Source organism: Prosthecobacter fluviatilis, from assembly GCF_055388355.1.
Genome location: NZ_AP043782.1, coordinates 5,049,254 through 5,065,747, shown reverse-complemented (window position 1 = coordinate 5,065,747; position 16,494 = coordinate 5,049,254). Strand labels below are relative to the sequence as shown.

Annotated in this window: 10 protein-coding genes; 8 read left to right on the top strand and 2 right to left on the bottom strand. The window is 61.4% G+C overall.

The window, feature by feature from the left end:
* The first annotated feature begins 129 nt into the window (after positions 1 to 129).
* The gene (locus ACZ5WW_RS19850) at positions 130 to 1,278 is read left to right on the top strand and encodes a thiolase family protein (RefSeq protein ID WP_377162059.1); all 1,149 of its coding nucleotides are present in this window, start codon (positions 130 to 132) and stop codon (positions 1,276 to 1,278) included.
* Between the two features lie 152 nt (positions 1,279 to 1,430).
* On the opposite strand, the gene ACZ5WW_RS19845 is transcribed toward ACZ5WW_RS19850, so the two are convergent.
* The gene (locus ACZ5WW_RS19845; protein ID WP_464694180.1) at positions 1,431 to 2,381 is read right to left on the bottom strand and encodes an IS30 family transposase; all 951 of its coding nucleotides are present in this window, start codon (positions 2,379 to 2,381) and stop codon (positions 1,431 to 1,433) included.
* Between the two features lie 80 nt (positions 2,382 to 2,461).
* On the opposite strand from ACZ5WW_RS19845, the gene ACZ5WW_RS19840 reads away from it, so the two are divergent.
* Positions 2,462 to 3,598: a transposase gene (locus tag ACZ5WW_RS19840; protein WP_377169221.1), complete on the top strand. Its 1,137-nt coding sequence runs from the start codon at positions 2,462 to 2,464 to the stop codon at positions 3,596 to 3,598.
* Positions 3,599 to 3,656: 58 nt separating this feature from the next.
* On the opposite strand, the gene ACZ5WW_RS19835 is transcribed toward ACZ5WW_RS19840, so the two are convergent.
* Positions 3,657 to 4,181, bottom strand: coding sequence for an FmdB family zinc ribbon protein (locus tag ACZ5WW_RS19835; RefSeq protein ID WP_377169219.1), 525 nt, complete (start codon positions 4,179 to 4,181; stop codon positions 3,657 to 3,659).
* A 125-nt stretch (positions 4,182 to 4,306) separates the two neighbouring features.
* Between ACZ5WW_RS19835 and trmB the strand changes: the two genes are divergently transcribed.
* The 6 genes from trmB (at position 4,307) to ACZ5WW_RS19805 (ending at position 16,494) form a co-directional block, all read left to right on the top strand.
* Positions 4,307 to 4,909, top strand: coding sequence for a tRNA (guanine(46)-N(7))-methyltransferase TrmB (gene trmB / locus ACZ5WW_RS19830; RefSeq protein ID WP_377169217.1), 603 nt, complete (start codon positions 4,307 to 4,309; stop codon positions 4,907 to 4,909).
* A 9-nt stretch (positions 4,910 to 4,918) separates the two neighbouring features.
* Positions 4,919 to 5,611, top strand: a complete 693-nt coding sequence (locus ACZ5WW_RS19825) for a rhamnogalacturonan acetylesterase (RefSeq protein ID WP_377169215.1) — start codon at positions 4,919 to 4,921, stop codon at positions 5,609 to 5,611.
* Between the two features lie 65 nt (positions 5,612 to 5,676).
* On the top strand, positions 5,677 to 11,871 hold the full coding sequence (locus tag ACZ5WW_RS19820) for a tetratricopeptide repeat protein (RefSeq protein ID WP_377169227.1): 6,195 nt from the start codon (positions 5,677 to 5,679) through the stop codon (positions 11,869 to 11,871).
* Positions 11,868 to 12,452: a hypothetical protein gene (locus ACZ5WW_RS19815; protein WP_377169213.1), complete on the top strand. Its 585-nt coding sequence runs from the start codon at positions 11,868 to 11,870 to the stop codon at positions 12,450 to 12,452. Before ACZ5WW_RS19820 ends, ACZ5WW_RS19815 begins: the two co-directional genes overlap by 4 nt.
* A gap of 84 nt (positions 12,453 to 12,536) precedes the next feature.
* A complete protein-coding gene (locus ACZ5WW_RS19810; RefSeq protein ID WP_377169211.1) occupies positions 12,537 to 13,682 on the top strand; it encodes an exonuclease SbcCD subunit D C-terminal domain-containing protein in 1,146 nt (381 codons plus the stop codon).
* Positions 13,683 to 13,686: 4 nt separating this feature from the next.
* Entirely contained in the window at positions 13,687 to 16,494 is a 2,808-nt protein-coding gene (locus ACZ5WW_RS19805) for an AAA family ATPase (protein ID WP_377169209.1), read from the top strand.

Below are 16,494 nucleotides of genomic sequence, written 5' to 3'. Positions count from 1 at the left end.
ATCCTCTTCCGTCCTCTCTGTCCCTCTGCGGATCACCCACACATCCGCGCACCTCACACGCTTCCGCCCAAAGAGCTTTAAAAGAGCTTTAAACTTCAAACTTTAAATCTGTAACTTTCCCCCTCCCCAATGCCCCCCGTTTACATCATCGACGCCCGCCGCACTCCCATTGGCCGTTTCGGCGGCGGCCTCAAAGACCTCACCGCCACCCAGCTCGGCCACGCCCTTGGCGACGCCATGCTTCCTGCGCCCCTCCGCGCCCACATCCAGCAGGTCATCCTCGGCCAGGTCCTCCAGGCAGGCGCAGGCATGAACGTCGCCCGCCAGATCGCCCTCAAGCTCGGCATCCCCCAGGAAGTCCCCGCCTACACCGTCAACATGGCCTGCGGCTCCTCCCTCAAAGCCGTCGCCCTCGCCGCAGACTCCATCCGCTCCGGTGAAAACGACCTCGTCCTCGCTGGGGGCGTCGAATCCATGAGCCGCGCCCCCCACTACGCCACCGACCTCCGCTTCGGCAAAAAACTCGGCGACTCCTCCCTCCAGGACGCCCTGTTCGTCGATGGCCTCACCGATCCCCTCCTCAAAATCGGCATGGGCGAAACCGCCGAACGCATCGCCGACAAACACGCCATCTCCCGCGCCGAGCAGGACGCCTTCGCCGCCCTCAGCCAGAGCCGCGTCGCCGCCAGCCGTGCCGCTTTATCCCGCGAGATCATCCCCATCGGCGAACTCACCGAAGACGAGCACCCACGCGCCGACACCACCGCCGACTCCCTCGCTAAATTGAAACCCGCCTTCCGCAAAGACGGCACCGTCACCGCTGGCAATGCCTCAGGCATCAATGATGGCGCTGCTTTGGCCCTGCTCGCCAGCGAGGACGCCGTCTCACGCCACGGTCTGCAACCTCGCGCTCGCATCATCGCCAGCACCGCTGTCGGCTGTGATCCCGCCTTGATGGGCCTCGGTCCCGTCGGCGCTATTCGCAAAGTCTGCGCTCAAACTGGCTGGAGCCTAGACGAAGTCGATGCCATCGAGATCAACGAAGCCTTCGCCGTCCAAGCCCTTGGCTGCGTCAAGGAACTCGATCTCGACACCACCAAACTCAACCCCCGCGGCGGAGCCATCGCCCTCGGTCACCCCATCGGGGCCAGCGGCGCCCGCGTCCTCATCACCCTCCTCCACCACATGGAAGACAACAACCTCCGCCGCGGCATCGCCTCCCTCTGCATCGGCGGCGGCATGGGCATCGCCCTCGCCATCGAGCGCGACGCCACCTGAGATCATTCTCAGGCCCACCAAATGCCCAGCAGCCAAAGCTGCCCCCACTTCTCACCTCGCAGTCACCATTTAAAATAATGCCAGGCATTTAGTTTATTGACTCCACTCGCTGCAGATTGAAACCCAAAGTGCACCTGGGCTGGTTTTTGGAATTAGATGGGTTTGAGCAGGAAAGGCAAGAGGGAATGAGGTGATTGAAAGCCGAGTGTTTTGCGTGGTCGGAAGTTAAGTTGGTTTTGAGTTTTTCGGTGTTCGGTGATGCGGTTGCTGACAGGCTCTCCCTTGGGGCAGTACTCGCGAATAAGGCCGATGGTGTTTTCCACGGTGCCCTTTTCCCAGGCGTGGTAGGGATGGCAGAAAAAGGGCTCGCCACCTGTAGCTTGAGCTACCGACTTATAACTGGCAAACTCACAGCCGTTGTCATAGGTGATGGAAAGTGTCTGGAAGCGGCGCAAAGCATGGATGATGGCTTTGGAGACAGACGCAGCCTTTTTGTTGGAGACATGGCGTATGAGCGTATAACGCGATTTGCGCTCAACCAAAACCAGCAGTGAGCCGGCCTGTTTACGAGCACCCTCCATCAGGTCCGCCTCCCAGTGTCCGAAGGTGCTGCGGTCACTGAATGCCGTTGGCCTGGAATCGATGGAAGGACGATTGCGCACAGCGGCCCGGCGTGATGAAGAAGCGAAGTAGCGTTTGCCTTTGCGGCGCAGCAGCGTCCTGAGGCCAAGGGTGTGACCTTCGTAAGATCGTATGTGTCGGTAGATGGACTGGGCCGTAAAAGTGTGACCGAATTGATTCGAAAACAGAGAAGCGATCTGTTCCGGACTAAGTTTCAAGATCAGCTTGGCACGAATGAAACGCTTAACATCCAAGGTCAGTTTGGACCGCTTGTGGTTGGCCATTAAGCGCCGGTGTTGTGTCATATCATTGGCGATAAAGCAGCAGTACCCAAATCCTGATCGGTTACGCCTGAACTCCCGGTAAATGGTTGTGCGGTGAACCCCCAGAATGGTGGCGATTTTTGTTTTAGAGACTCCCTGCTTGAGCAGTTGTCCAATTGCTCTTCGATGGAAGACGGTGAGATGATGGTAGCGTTTCATACGAGTGAGTAGTTATCAAACGCCCAGGGAGTGATGCACTTCGGCAGTTAATCCGCACGCCTAACACCGACCTTACCGCCATGAAACCCGCCCAATCTACTCATCCCCAGCACCTCCCGCTTGAGGACCAGCTCGTCGGCGTGAACGCCAAAACTGGCCTCTATCCTGCCGCGCGTTCCTGGTCCGGCGGACGCAGACGCATCCTCGGCAACGGGCCGCTGGAGTCCTACTGCTACCACATCATGTCCCGCACCTGCGGCGGCGAAATCTGGTTCGATGACGTCGAAAAAGAAGCCCTCCGCCGCATCCTCTGGCGCATGGCTGAGTTCTCAGGCATCAAGATCCTCACCTACTGCCTCATGGGCAATCACTTCCACCTCCTCGCCGAGGTGCCCCATCGCCCCACCTGGCTCCAACGCTTCGACGGCCCCAGTGGCGAACACAAGCTCTTCCAGCACCTCAGCATCCTCTACAGCAAGACTTGCCTCGGTTTGCTTCGCGACGAACTCACCAACCTCCGCCAGCGTGGCATGGCCCTCCTGGCCGACCAGAAAATCGAGGCTCTCAAAAAGCGCTTCTGCGATCTCTCCCTCTTCGTCAAAGAAATCAAAGAGCGTTTCAGCCGCTGGTTCAACAAACGCCGTGGCCGGCGCGGCACCCTCTGGATGGACCGCTTCAAAAGCGTCCTCGTCGAAGGCAAAGGCGAGCCCCTGCGCACCATGGCCGCCTACATCGACCTCAACCCCGTGCGTGCTGGTCTGGCGAAAGACCCGAAAGACTACCGCTGGTGCGGCTACGCCGAAGCCCTCAGCGGCAGCCGCCGGGCCCAGCGCGGCCTCTGCAAAGCCCTGGGCAAACCGGTGGACGGCTGGAAAAGCACCGCTGCCGCCGAAGCCTACCGCTGCTTGCTGCATGCCGACGGCCGCGAAATCAAAGACGCCCGGAACGAACACGTCGTGCGCTCCGGTGTCAGCGCAGACACCGCCCGTGCCGTGCTGGCTGCGAAAGGCAAACTCAGCACCACCGAGCTGGTGCGCCTGCGGGTGCGCTACTTCACCGATGGCCTCGCACTGGGCAGCAAAGAGTTTGTGGAAAGCATCTTCGAGGCGCAGCGCGAGCTCTTCGGCCCACGGCGGAAAAATGGAGCGCGGCGCATGGCTGGGGCTGAGGATGCTTTTTACACACTGCGCCAGCTCCGCATCCGGCCTCTGGGCTGAGCAGGCTGCCGTTGGGAATGAGGTATGAGTGCCTTGCATGCTCATGCCATACGCCCCCTCACTCCTTCACAAAATCTCTCATCTCATACAGCTTCGGATCCCTCACCGGCTCTTTGCGCGAGGCTTTGGCACGCTTGAGCATCTGTGAAAAAAGCGCATCTCCCGCCTCCCCCTCGTCCATCCCTCCAAACTGCTCCTCCAGTTTCTCCGGATCTTCGCCCGCCTCAAGGCGGCGCACCATCTCGCGGAGCTCCGGAGGTGTGCGGTCACCCATCATGTCCGTCATCTTGCGCATGAAATGCCCAAGCTGGCGCGGATCAGGATTCTCCTCATCCATCCCCCCCATCTCACGTTCCATGTCGGCCATGAAACTCTCCATCTTCGACTCATCGACCCCAGCAAAAGGGTCATCCCCCGCATCCTCCTTCGCCTTCCCGATCACCGCAAACGCAGACACCCGCCGCTCCATTTTCAAACCTTCACCATCTGGGCACACCGGCACCTTGTCACGGTAGGCCAGCGAACGCGCCAGGAAAGAATATAGTTTGTTGTTGTCAGGGCAGTAGAACTCGTAAATCGGCATGGCAGTCGGAAGAAATCTTCATCCAACATAACCAGCCAGCTCTGCCGCTCAAGCCCCTCCCAGAGGCTTCACTTGCCAAAAATCTTCACTTGGCAGAGCCCTGATTCATCGGCACACCATCCACCGTGCCCGCACTCTTCACGCCCACCGATCACTTCCGCGAACTCACCCGCGCCGAAATCTTCCCCAACCCCGCCCGCCCTCTCGAAGTCGATCTCGGCTGCGGCGACGGCACCTTCCTCACCGGCATGGCCGCCCACCATCCCGAACGCGATTTCCTCGGCGTCGAGCGCATGCTTGGCCGCGTCAGCAAAACCGCACGCAAAATCGAGCGTGCCCATCTCCCCAACGCCCGCATCATGCGCCTCGAAAGCGCCTACACCGTCGGCTGGCTCCTCCCCACCGCCTCCGTCTCCCGCCTCCACCTCCTCTGCCCGGATCCCTGGCCAAAGAAAGGCCACACCTCCCGCCGCCTCGTCAATCAAGCCGAATTCCTCGACGGCCTCCACCGCATCCTTATCGGCGAAAGCGGCGAATTCCTCCTCAAGACCGACGACCAGAACTACTTCGAAGACGCCCTCGCAAGCTTCGCCACCCGCACCCACCAGTTCACCCGTCTCGACTGGCCCGCAGACGCCTTCCACTACCCCACCACCGACTTCGAACAGGACTGGCTCAACATGGGCCGCACCATTCACCGTGCGAGATGGCGGAAAATCGCACGTTAAAATCTCGCCATGATCCGCCGCAGCCTGCTCCTCCTTGCCCTCGGTCTCCACATCAGCACCACCCATGCTGACGAAGCCCGCACCCGCATCGCCCTCGCAGGAGACTCCACCGTCACCGACAAAGCCGGCTGGGGCGCGGCCTTCGCCAAGCTCCTCGGCCCCAGCGCCGAGTGCCTCAACTTCGCCGCCGGCGGCCAGAGCTCCAAGAGCTTCCGCGACACCGGCAACTGGAAAAAAGTCATCGACTCCAAACCCGCCTACATCCTCATCCAGTTTGGCCACAACGACATGCCCGGCAAAGGCCCCAAACGCGAAACCGACCCCTCCACCACCTACCCGCAAAATCTGACCCGCTTCATCGAAGAAGCCCGCGCCATCGGCGCCAAACCCATCCTCGTCACCTCTCTCGCCCGCCGGACCTTCGACAACGGCAAAATCCGCGGCGAACTCAAACCCTGGGCCGACGCCGCCACCAAAGTCGCCACTGAACAGCATGCCCCCCTCATCGACCTCTTTGCCCGAAGCGTCGAACTGCACAAGAGGCTGGGTGTGGCTGGCTCCGACACATTTAACCCGCCGGGAAAAGACGCCAAAACCACCGACCGCACCCACCTCAACGCTCACGGTGCCGAAGTTATCGCCACTATCATCGCCGAAGAAATCCGCAAAGTCGCCCCGGACCTCGCCAAGCTCCTGAAGTAGCTGCGCCCAACGTGTTGCAGCTTGGCGCTGGCCGCAAAAACGTCTATGATCGAGCCGTGAAGCACATGCCGGGTCAGTTCTGGGGATTCAGGCGCCTTGCAAGGGCGCTGGCGCTGGCATTCGCCTTGCAAATTCACGCGCAAAACACCGCCAAACCCTGGGCTGAGCGCGAAACAAAGCTGGCCAATGAATATCTCTCCCTTTTGGTGCAGCAGCCGGAATACGGACGAGTGCTGGACTTGCTTTGGGCACTCTATGAGAAGCACGATGCCACCCAGCTGCTCGTCGAGAACGTCTCCCAGCAGGCGCAGAATTCCAAATTTGAAGCCGTCAAAATTGTCGAAGCACATCTGATCCGGCGCAGTGGCGACCTGAAACGGGCTGCGCAACTTTACGACGAACTGCTCAAGACAGCACCGAAGAACCTGATCCTTCTCAAATCGCGTGCGGAAGTGGCGCGCGAACTGTCAGACCCGGCCACGGCTTTCACCCTGCTCAAGAAGGCGGCCGAACTCATTCCCACGGATGATCCCCAGGGGCCACCCATGTGGATTGAACTGGGAGGAATGGCCATGGCAGGCGGAAAGAATGCCGAAGCCGCAGACGCTTATGAGCAGGCAGCCAGACTGAAGCCGCAGGACATCGATCTGGCCCGCCAGGTGGCGCAGCTGCTTCTGCAGGCGGGTTTCCCTGAGCGGGCGGCAAACTTTTTCTCCAAGCTGGCGGATCAAAAGGAACCGCAGCGCAAGCTCGACGCACTGTATGATCTGGCGCGGATTTACGAACACGCCGACCAGTTTGCGAAGGCAGACAAGGCCCTCACAGACGGTCTGGCGCTGCTGCATTTTCGTGATGGCCGTTATCTCGATTTTTTCCGCCGCCGAGTGAGGCTGCATGAGCGCTTTGGAACTCTGGACGACATGCGCAAAACCTTGGTGGATGCCGCCGCAGCATCTCCACCCTCTGAACAGGCTCTGCTGGACGCCTCCCGTTTTTTTGAGCTGACGGTCGAGCCTGATGAGCAGCTGCGCTGGCTGCGGGCTCTGGTGCAGGCAGTTCCGCAGACGGAGGACTACCGCTGGCAGCTGGTGCGTGCACTGCTGGACCATGAAGGAGCTGCAGAGGCGGCCAGGCTTCTTGATGAGCGCCTCAAAAACGACGGCACCGACCTGCCCGCCATCGTGCTTCTGCGCAGTGAGGCAGACCTGCGCAGCGGCGATGCGACCAGCGCAAGCCGACGCCTGCTGAAACTCCTGGAAGCCCAAAGCTCCACCGATGTGGAAAAGCAGGTTTTGAGTTTTGCTCAAACCCGGGCGCTCGACGCCGTCATTGAAAAAATCCTGCGCGCCCGCGTGGAGCGCGATCCTCAGAAAGCTGAGGCGGTGTTTGACCTGGCCGGGTATTTCCGTGCACGCCGGGATGTGGCGGCTGAGGACAAACTGCTCCATGAGTTCACCGACAGCGCGAAGACGCAGGAGGAACGGCAGAAGCGGCTTAGCGATGCCTCGACCTTTCTGGCGGCAAGCAACAACCTCGACAGCGCGATCATGCTCGCGCGCGAAGCCGTCTCCAAACCAGGCGCGGGCCGTGATGCCTGGCTGCATCTGGCGGAGCTGCTGGCTGAACAGGGTGAAAACGACGAGGCTGTGGAATGGATTGAAAAGGCCTGGCATGCCAGCACGACGGACGACGAGCGGGTGGATGTGGACGAGCGCATGCTCTCCATCCTCATGGGAGACACCAAGGCGGCTCCAAAGCTTCAGGGACTGGCTGCCGAGTTCAAGCTGCCTGATGCGTTCACAGGAGCCGGCTTCGCCAGCGACTCTGGAGACGGCGAGACCGCCAGACGCGAAAAACTCCCCGAGCGCGTGCTGGAGTTTGCAAAAAAGGCCATCTCCAGCGCCCGACAGGCAGACCCCAGCTCCAAAGATGCCCAGGCCACACGGTTTCGGGGCTGCTGGTGGGCTGTGCGCACAAACCAGCTTGATGACGCCTACCAGCTGCTCAATGCCCTGGAGTTTGATCCCCTGACGGAAAAGAAACAGCCGGTCTCCCTGGTGGTGGAACTGCTGAAGCTGGATCTGGCGCAGGAGGATGACAACCATGCGCTGATGGAGAGGCAGCTGAGGCGCCTGTCTGAACTGGATGCCGCAGGACGCGTGCGCTACACGCTGCGTCTGGCGGAACGGCTGATGGAATCAGAGCGTCGGGTGGATTCCGAAACCAGCAGCCCGGGCTGGAAAAGCACCACTCCCCTGCCACCACCGGGGCTGGCGGCAGCCAGACTGCTTGAACGCATCTACCGTGAATTTCCTGACTCAGGCCAGCTGCTCTCGGCTCTTTCCCAAATATACTTCCTGCAACGCCGCGCGGATGATGCGCTGGCTCTTTGGAAGCAGGCGGTGAAACGGGTCGAAGGCCCGGCGGCCATCCCTCTGCTGGAAAATTATGCAGACATCCTGCTGCGGCAGCATCGCATCGCGGATCACGTGGAGGTCCAGGCGCAGATTTTGGAACGCGAGACGGATGTGCAGCGGCGCCGCGAAGTGCTGCGCCGCTGCATCGACAGGCTGACGTTTTCTGATGCCAGCGGCGGCGAACTGGCGCCGAGTGTGGCGCGCGACCGCATGAAACTGCTGGAGCGCGCCCTGCAGGAGAGGGTGCAGCGGCATCCGTTTGACGGGTTTTACCACGAAGCACTGGCGCAGGTGTATGAACGGGGCGGCGACCATGTGAAGGCCTTTGCGAGCATGAAGCAGGCGTACTACACCGCGCCGGACACGCCCTTCTCTATGGATCAGTTGCGCGATGCCGCGCTGAAGGTGGCTGACTTGAATTCGGCGATTTATTTCCAGAAACAGATCGCCGCGATGGCTCCCCCCAAGGAGATCGCAACAGAGTCACGACGGCTGGTGGAGCTGCTGGAGCAGACGTTTCAGATCACGGAGGCGGACCGTGTGCGGCGGCGCCTGGAGAGCCGTTTTTCGCAGGATGCCGCAGCACTGGAGGAACTGGCAAAGTATTATCAAAACTCCGGGCAGGATGAGGCGGAAAGACGGGTGTATGAGCAGATGACCCAGGTGCGCCCGTGGGACGGCCGGGCGCGGCTGCGGCTGGCGCTGAAGTGCCTGCGTTTTGCGGATGAAGCAGAGGCAGAGAAACAGCTGCAGACAGTGCTCGCCACACCAGTGAAGGCGCCCAATTACGCCACGAGCGGAGTGCGGGCGCCGCTGCCTCTGACGGATACGCGTCGCACCGGCGGCGGCGTGACCACTGGAGACATCGTGTCTCTGCTGGATCTGGCCCCAGGACTGGAACGCAAGGACCTGGACACCCTGCGGGCTTTTCTGGGCCAGCCAAGGGCGGAGTTTGCCGAGCTGCCGGAAGACGCCGCCCTGGTGCGGTTGAGGGCGGTTGAAGAACTGGCAAAACTGCGCAGAGACCACGGCGGTGAGCCGCTGAGCCGGTGGATCAAGCAATGGAGCACCGGCGCGCAAGGAAACGAGGTGGAAAAACTCTGGGCGCTGTTTTACGCCGGAGCAGGCGCGGAATTTCGTATGGCGCTGAAGAAGGTGCTGCCAGACACCAGCAGCCTGGAGGCGCAGTTCGCAATGGTCTGGCTGACTCTCCACAGCCACGGGATGGATGAGGCGGTGCGCTGGGCAAATGAGAAAGGATGGTCGTCTGAGGTGCTGAAGGCACGGGCAGGCCTGCTGCAGGCCTGCGTCTCTATGCTTGCTGATGTCAGCTCCTTCCGCTTTCGCTCAGAAAGCCTGGAGCTTCTGGGCAGCAGCCGAGTGCTGCGCAACTCGGCCATCGTGGAGCTGACCCGCAAGCTGCAGGACAAGCAGCGGTATGACGAGGCGCTGGCGCTGGGTTCCTGCCTCCCGCTCAATTCACCGGAGATGGCCATGGATTACTCGCTCTTTCTCGCACGGATCGCTGAAAGCGCCGAGCGGTGGGAACTCGCACGGCAGTATCTTGCCGTGGCGGTGCGTGGCCCGGTGGCGGCAGAGAACTACCGCACCACTTACGACCCGTATTTGCTGAGCCTCTCCTCGCTGAGCCGCATGACCAATTCCGAGCAACAGCGCGAGGAAGCCCTGCTGGCGGCATGGCGCCGGTTGCAGCGCACCCAGCCTTCAGCACTGACGGCCATTCGCAAAGCGGCTGTGGCCGGACTGGCGGGCGCGGACCAAACGGGAGCAAACACCCTGGGCGGATTTCTTTCCGGGCCGTTCATCGCCCAGCGTGACATGGCGGACTCCAAGGGCAGTCTGCTGCCGCAGGGGTCATCGCGCTATGAGGAGGCTGCACACCTGCGCAGCCTTTGGGAGGAGACGCGCGAGATTGAAGCGCTGCTGATGCAGCAGGGACTCAACGGTGTGGTGAATGGAGCGAACAGCGCCCTGGCCCGGCATTACGGAGCCACGATGCTGGGGCCGCGCTCAGATTCAGAATTCGGCGAATGGAGAATCAATGACCTTCTGGGCAGACTGCGCGCGGCGGACTACCCCACGCGGCGGCGGCTCATCCGCGAGCATCTGGCTGCGGTGGATCTGCGGACTGAGCATTCGGTGGACACGCTGGGCAACCTCGGCAGCCGTCTGGAAAGCGCAGGCTTTGTGCGCGAGGCCATCGACATCTACATGATGCTGCCAGACCGGGCCCCTTCGAATCCGGACTATGCGCTGTGGCTGCTGCGGGTGTGTGAAACTTCCATGGAGATCGAGCCGGGTCTGGGCTTTGCGCTCAAGCTGCTGCTGGCCGAGCCGCCGCTGAAGCCCCCGCAGCCTGGAGATGACACCCTGCGCGAGAAGCATGCACTCTTCCTGGCGCGTGATTTCAACGTGGACGAGCTGCACCGCCAGGGCTTTCGCGAGCAGTTCTCCCAGGTGCTCGAGCGCAGGCGCCCTCACGAGGTCTCCTACCTGCGTGAACTCGGCCTGCTGCAGGAGCGCATGCAAAACCATCAGGCGGCGCTTTCTGCCTGGGACCGTGTGCACGCCTGCTACGTGGCGAATGACCAGGCAGGCACAGACCTCGACATCGAGGCCAGTTTGCACCGTGCCCAGATCCTGCAGCGCATGGCACAGCCGCTGGCCGCGCTGAAGGTGCTGCGTGAGGTGCCGCTGGCAGAGCCTCTGGACCCCATCGCACAGGACCTGCTGAAACTGCGCTGCCAGATCGCCACGGCCGCCGGTGCCTGGGATGATGTGCGTGCTCTGATGACACTGTGCGTCGAACGCAAATCCCTGCCCTGTGTGGTGGCGCTGGCAGATGGGCTGCGCACGCATGACCGCGCTGCCGAAGCACTGAACCTGCTCACTCAGGCAGACCGCACGATCAAGGGAGACCATGAGCGCTTCGCGCTCAGACTGGAGCAGCTCAAGGTGCTGGCAGCGGCACCAGACTGGGCCCCTGAACGCGGAAGGGCGCAAATCGCCGCGCTGTTCCGCACCACGACCAGGGAGCTGGACACACTTAAAGACATGCATGCATGGCTCAAGGGGCTGGCGGCAGGGAGTCAGGCCGCCGGCTGGGCTGCCATGCTGCGCACAGAGGCTCGCGCAGGCACCGACCGCCCCCTCGCGGCGCTGGCGCTGAGCGCCTTCACGGCCGTCCTGCCAGAGGAAGCGCATGCAGACTTCATCAGCGCGTGGCAGAGGGTGGAGGAAAAGGACCGGTCCTGCATCGAACTCGCCGCCGAAGAAATGCTCAAGGCAGGACGCGCAGCATGGGCCTGGAGCGCCTGCGAAATCGTGGCCGAGATCCCGACCTTTCGCGAACAGGGGCGAAAGCTGCCGCTGGCCGTGCGTGTCGCAGCTGCCCTGCATGATGAGACGACGGTGAAGGAGCTTTTCAGCGAAACCTTGCGGCTGTCCTTTCCAGGTGGTGCGCAGACGGTCGAGTGGGCAAAAGCCTTTGAGGAGACAGGACACGCCGGACTGGCGCAGGAGCTGCTCGCTGCAGCTCTGCAGCGCCTGGAGGACACCGCAGGTCTGCAGCCAGAGCTGTTTGCCGCGCAGGCACGCTTCCTGATCCGCCAGCAAGATTACGAAGCTGCGGAGATTTTTCTCATGCGCATGAGCTGGACCATGCCAAACGAGTCGGCAAAACTCATCTTTGAACTCTACCAAAGCTGGGGCAAACTGGCAGGGCTCGAAAAGGAACTGCCAAAATTCCGCCTTCCTGGGGGAGTCAGGCAGGAGATCCTTTTTCTCAACCGAATGGCAGCCACGCCCAGACCCAAGCCATGAACCGACCCATGATCATCACGATCTGCCTCAGCAGCGTGCTGCTGTGCCAGTGCTCAGGCCCGGAGGAAAAGAAGGTGGATCCCTCCAAAATGAATCTTGCGCAGCGCTCCATGCTGAAACCGAATGAAAATCAGCGCAGCCGATATGAGAAGTACATGAGCGATAGCCATCTGAGCAAAAGCAGCGCTGGCTCTTATTTTCAGAAGCAGACGCATCACTCCAAAAACTTCAACGGAGGCAACTCCTATTCCGGACAGAAGGAGTTCAAGACAGGTGAAAGCGTGTATGGCAGACCGAAATCAAAAGATCTCGACATGACTTACATGCTTGGAGACAAGCAGGCCCTGGGCAAGAACAGCAGCTTCAAGGCTGATGAATCCCGCTTTGGCAGCCAGAAGGCCAGGGAGGGCAGCGCGATCTTCGGCGGTGCGGACAATCAGTTCAAAACAGGCTCGGCGCTGACGAGATCGAAAAGCACCGGCAAGGAGCCGAAGATCATCGAAAATTACAATGACAGGGGTGAAGGCAAAAAGAGCGCGTACACGGAAGATGAGGTGCGGCAGCTCCTGAATCGGAACTAAAACCTGCCGCGCAAATGCTGGTGTGTCAGGCTGTTGGTGATGACGGTGCTTGCAGGAGCCTGCGCTCCTGCTTATGCAAACGTCATGCGCATTCTCCATACCGCAGACTGGCATCTCGGCGCACGGCTCGTCGAGCGTGACCGCCTGCCGGAGCATGCCGCTCTTTGTGACTGGCTGATCAGGACACTTAGCGAGGAAAAGATCGATGCGCTGCTGCTGAGCGGAGATGTCTTTGATGCTGCGAATCCGCCACAGGATGCGGTGGGCCTGTACTTTGATTTTTTGAAGCGCCTGGCAGACCTGCGCACGGTGAAGGCGGTGATCACGGGCGGAAATCATGATTCGGCATCCCATCTGAATGCGCCGCGCGAGCTGCTGAAGCGCTTTGAGGTGCATGTCTTTGGGCATGCGGGGGAGAATGTGGTGGACCTCGGTGATGCGGTGGTGGCGGCGGTGCCTTTTCTGCGTGAGCGAGATCTGAGACAGTCCACCACAGGCGAGGCGATGACGGAGGTGCAGGCACAGGTGCGTGCGGGGATCCGGGATCACTATGCCGCGCAGCTGACTGCCTGCCGGGCGCTGGCGGGAACACGTCCGGTGATCGCGATGGGACACCTGACCGCGCTGGGTGCCACGACGAGCGACAGCGAGCGCGACATCCACATCGGAAATCTTGGCGCGGTGGGCGCGGATGTGTTTGCAGGCTTTGATTACACAGCCCTGGGGCATCTGCACCGGCCGCAGAAGGTGGGCGGTCAGGAAAATGTGCGCTACAGCGGCTCCCCGTTGGCTCTGAGCTTTTCAGAGGCGGGAGACAGGAAGAGCATGGTGATCGTGGACACTCAGGGAATGAAGATCGAGACGCTGGTTGCACCTGTGACGCGCGTGCTGACCCGCGTCAGTGTGAGCCGGGCCAGCATGACGGAGGAACTGGCGCTTGTACCCGCCTCCAGCTGGGCGGAAGTGACGGTGAAGCTGGACGCGCCAGAGGCAGATCTGGACCGGCAGGTGCGTGAGGCTGCGGGCGGACGCTTTGACGTGTTGAAGGTGCTGGCAGATTTGCCCGCCAGCCAGACGAGCGCCTGGCAGCACCACGGACCGAGCCTGAGCGAGCTGCAGCCTCGCAAGGTTTTCCGCGAGCTGATCAAGGAAAAGCAGATTGCCAGTGAGGAGCTGTATGAGGTGTTTGATGAGCTGCTGGCCATCCGGGAACAAAAAATCACGGCCTGAAGCCATGCGACTCCTTGCTGTAAGACTCCAGAACCTAAACTCCCTCAGCGGCATGCATGAGGTGCGGTTTGATGCGGTGCCGCTGAGCACTGCAGGGGTGTTTTTGATCACAGGTCCGACAGGGGCGGGGAAATCGACACTGCTGGACGCCATGACGCTGGCGCTTTACGGTCGCGCAGCACGCTATGGCAATGACAAGGCGGATGAGATGATGAGCCGGCACACCATGGAGTGCTTTGCCGAGGTGGACTTTGAGACCGGCGGCCGCAAGCTCCGCGCGACGTGGCGGCTGGGAAAGACGAAGGGCGGCAATTTGAGGCCTGTGCAGCGGACACTGGCAGATGCCAGCACGCTCGAGATCCTTGCCGACAAAGGGCGTGAGATGGACCCGATGATCGAGTCCCTGACCGGACTGGATGCGCAGCGCTTTCTGCGCTCCGTGCTGCTGGCGCAGGGGCAGTTTGCCGCGTTTTTGAAGGCGAAGCCGAATGAGCGCGCGGAACTGCTGGAGAAGATCACGGGGACGGAGATCTACAGTGACCTCTCCGTCCTGGCCTATGAAACACACAAGGCGAAGGATGAGGCGGCGCGTCTGCTGAAGGAGCGGCTGGGGGCGGTGCAGGTGCTGGATGAAGAAAAGCGGACGCAACTGGAGACTGACCTGACGGCAGCGCGGACGAGCGCCGAAAGCCTGCGCATGGACAGCGATGCGGCGAGCAGGCAGCTGCATGCGCAGCGGGAGCACGGAAGCATTGCACGAGAGATAACCAAGCTGATAGTGACGAGCCGGTCACAGCAGGAAGCAGTGACGGCTGCGAGTCACGAAGCGAGCCATGCGAAGGCCGGCGCTGAAGCCGCAAAACAGGAACGCGCGAGGCGGGAACCTGTGTGGGAGCAGGCGGCGGGCATGGCAGCACAGAGCGAGCAGTTTGAAAAACAGCTCGGCGAGAGCCGGACGATGTACCAGACATGGGCGAAGGATCAGAAAGAAGCATCCGCCCGCCGTGCAACCGCTGAAAAGGCGCTGGCGACTCACCTGGAGGCCACCGAGGCGCTCGAAGAGTGGCTCAGGCAGAACGCAGGCGATGCACAGCTCGGCGAAGCCCTGCCAAAGCTGCGCACGTCCCTGCGTGCATGGCGTAGTGCGTATGAAAAGCTCGCCGAGCACCGGAAGTGTCACGCCGAAGCGGCGGCTCTGAAGCAAAAACTCGCCGAGGTAGAGGCTCATGCCAATGAGCTGGCAAAGCAACGGGACGAAAAGAATGCGAAGCTGAAACGGGACCGTGCGGAATCTGAGCGCCTGGGCAAAATGCTGGAGGGGCAGAGAGAGGTGGTGCGGCGGGCTGAACTGGTGGCGGGCTTTGATGAACATCGCCACGACTTAAAGACGGGCGAGCCCTGCCCGCTGTGCGGTGCGCTGGAGCATCCGTATGCGCACACCACCACCGATTTTGAATCGCAACTCCAGGGAGCGCGGAAACTTCTCGGCACCTTGGAGAAGCAGTGGGAAAAAGCCGGGCGTGATCTCGGAACGCTCGAGCGTGAGCTGGCAAAAAACGAGGCGGAAGTGGCGGCAGAGAAAAAAAGGGCCGCGGAGATGAAGAAGCGGGTGATGGAGCTGGAGGCGCCCACTGATGAAGAACTGCGGCAATGGGAGGCCGAAGAAAAAGAAAAACGCATGGCTCTGGCGGGCCTGCCGCACTCCGGCGAGCCCGGCTACGGCCCTGACGCGGCCGAACGCGAACTCGGCGCGCTGGAGCAGCGTGTGACGGTCTTTGCAAAGAGACGCGATGAGGCGGCACAAAAACGTGGCGAGCGGCAGAGACTTGAAAGCGACATCCAACTGGCAACGCAGGAAGACGCCGCAAAATCAAAGCGCCTGGAGGAACTGAAGAATGAAGGTGTGACGCTGCGGGCAAAGGCGGATGCGCTGAAGTCTCAGCTGAATGAGCTGCTCGGCGGCAGGACTCTGGCGCAAGACCGCGAGCAGCATGAAAACCGTGTCGCAACAGCAGAGAAGATCTGGCGCGAAGCGGAGGCAAAGCTCAATGCGCTGCAAACCCAGATGGCCGCAACCCTGGCGAAGCTGGAACAGCTCGAGGTGCGAAGGAAGCCCTTTGAAGGCCAGGCGGTGCCAGATGAAGAAGGGTTGCGACATCTGGAAATGGCGGCGAAACGGCTGGATGATGAGTTTGCAGCCAGGCGAACGGAGCTGGGATCTCTGCAACAGCAGGTGATCAATGATGATGCGGCGCGGAAGCGGCGTGAAACAGGTGGCGCAGAACTGCAGGCGGCGGAGGCCGAGGCACTGCGCTGGGGACGGCTGAGGGAGCTGATCGGATCGGCAGATGGAGCAAAGTTTTCCAAATTCGCCCAGTCACTGACGCTGCGGCAGCTCATCGGTCTGGCGAACGAGCATTTGAAGGTCCTGGCGGAACGCTACCGGCTGATGGCGGCGGAGGGCGATGAGCTGGATCTGCGCATCGTGGACCTGTATCAGGCGAATGTGGACCGGCCGATGGAAAGCCTTTCAGGTGGCGAGAGCTTCCTCGCGAGTCTGGCCCTGGCGCTGGGCCTCAGCGAGCTGGCCAGCCGCCATCACCCGATTGATTCGCTGTTCATTGACGAAGGCTTTGGCACCCTGGACACCGGGACGCTGGAGGTGGCGCTGAGCGCACTCGAAAATCTGAGATCGCGCGGAAAGACGATCGGTCTGATCTCACATGTGGAGCTGCTGAAAGAGCGGCTGACAACGCAGGTGCGCGTGGTGCGCGGAGCAGGAGGGACGAGCAGGATTGAGGTGGTGGCGTAA

Bases quoted from the DNA above. Each gene is read 5' to 3' on its own strand.
- ACZ5WW_RS19825 (WP_377169215.1), top strand. From the start codon at position 4,919: ATGATCCGCCGCAGCCTGCTCCTCCTTGCCCTCGGTCTCCACATCAGC.
- ACZ5WW_RS19840 (WP_377169221.1), top strand. From the start codon at position 2,462: ATGAAACCCGCCCAATCTACTCATCCCCAGCACCTCCCGCTTGAGGAC.
- ACZ5WW_RS19845 (WP_464694180.1), bottom strand. From the start codon at position 2,381: ATGAAACGCTACCATCATCTCACCGTCTTCCATCGAAGAGCAATTGGA.
- ACZ5WW_RS19835 (WP_377169219.1), bottom strand. From the start codon at position 4,181: ATGCCGATTTACGAGTTCTACTGCCCTGACAACAACAAACTATATTCT.
- ACZ5WW_RS19810 (WP_377169211.1), top strand. From the start codon at position 12,537: ATGCGCATTCTCCATACCGCAGACTGGCATCTCGGCGCACGGCTCGTC.
- ACZ5WW_RS19805 (WP_377169209.1), top strand. From the start codon at position 13,687: ATGCGACTCCTTGCTGTAAGACTCCAGAACCTAAACTCCCTCAGCGGC.
- ACZ5WW_RS19820 (WP_377169227.1), top strand. From the start codon at position 5,677: ATGCCGGGTCAGTTCTGGGGATTCAGGCGCCTTGCAAGGGCGCTGGCG.
- ACZ5WW_RS19850 (WP_377162059.1), top strand. From the start codon at position 130: ATGCCCCCCGTTTACATCATCGACGCCCGCCGCACTCCCATTGGCCGT.
- ACZ5WW_RS19815 (WP_377169213.1), top strand. From the start codon at position 11,868: ATGAACCGACCCATGATCATCACGATCTGCCTCAGCAGCGTGCTGCTG.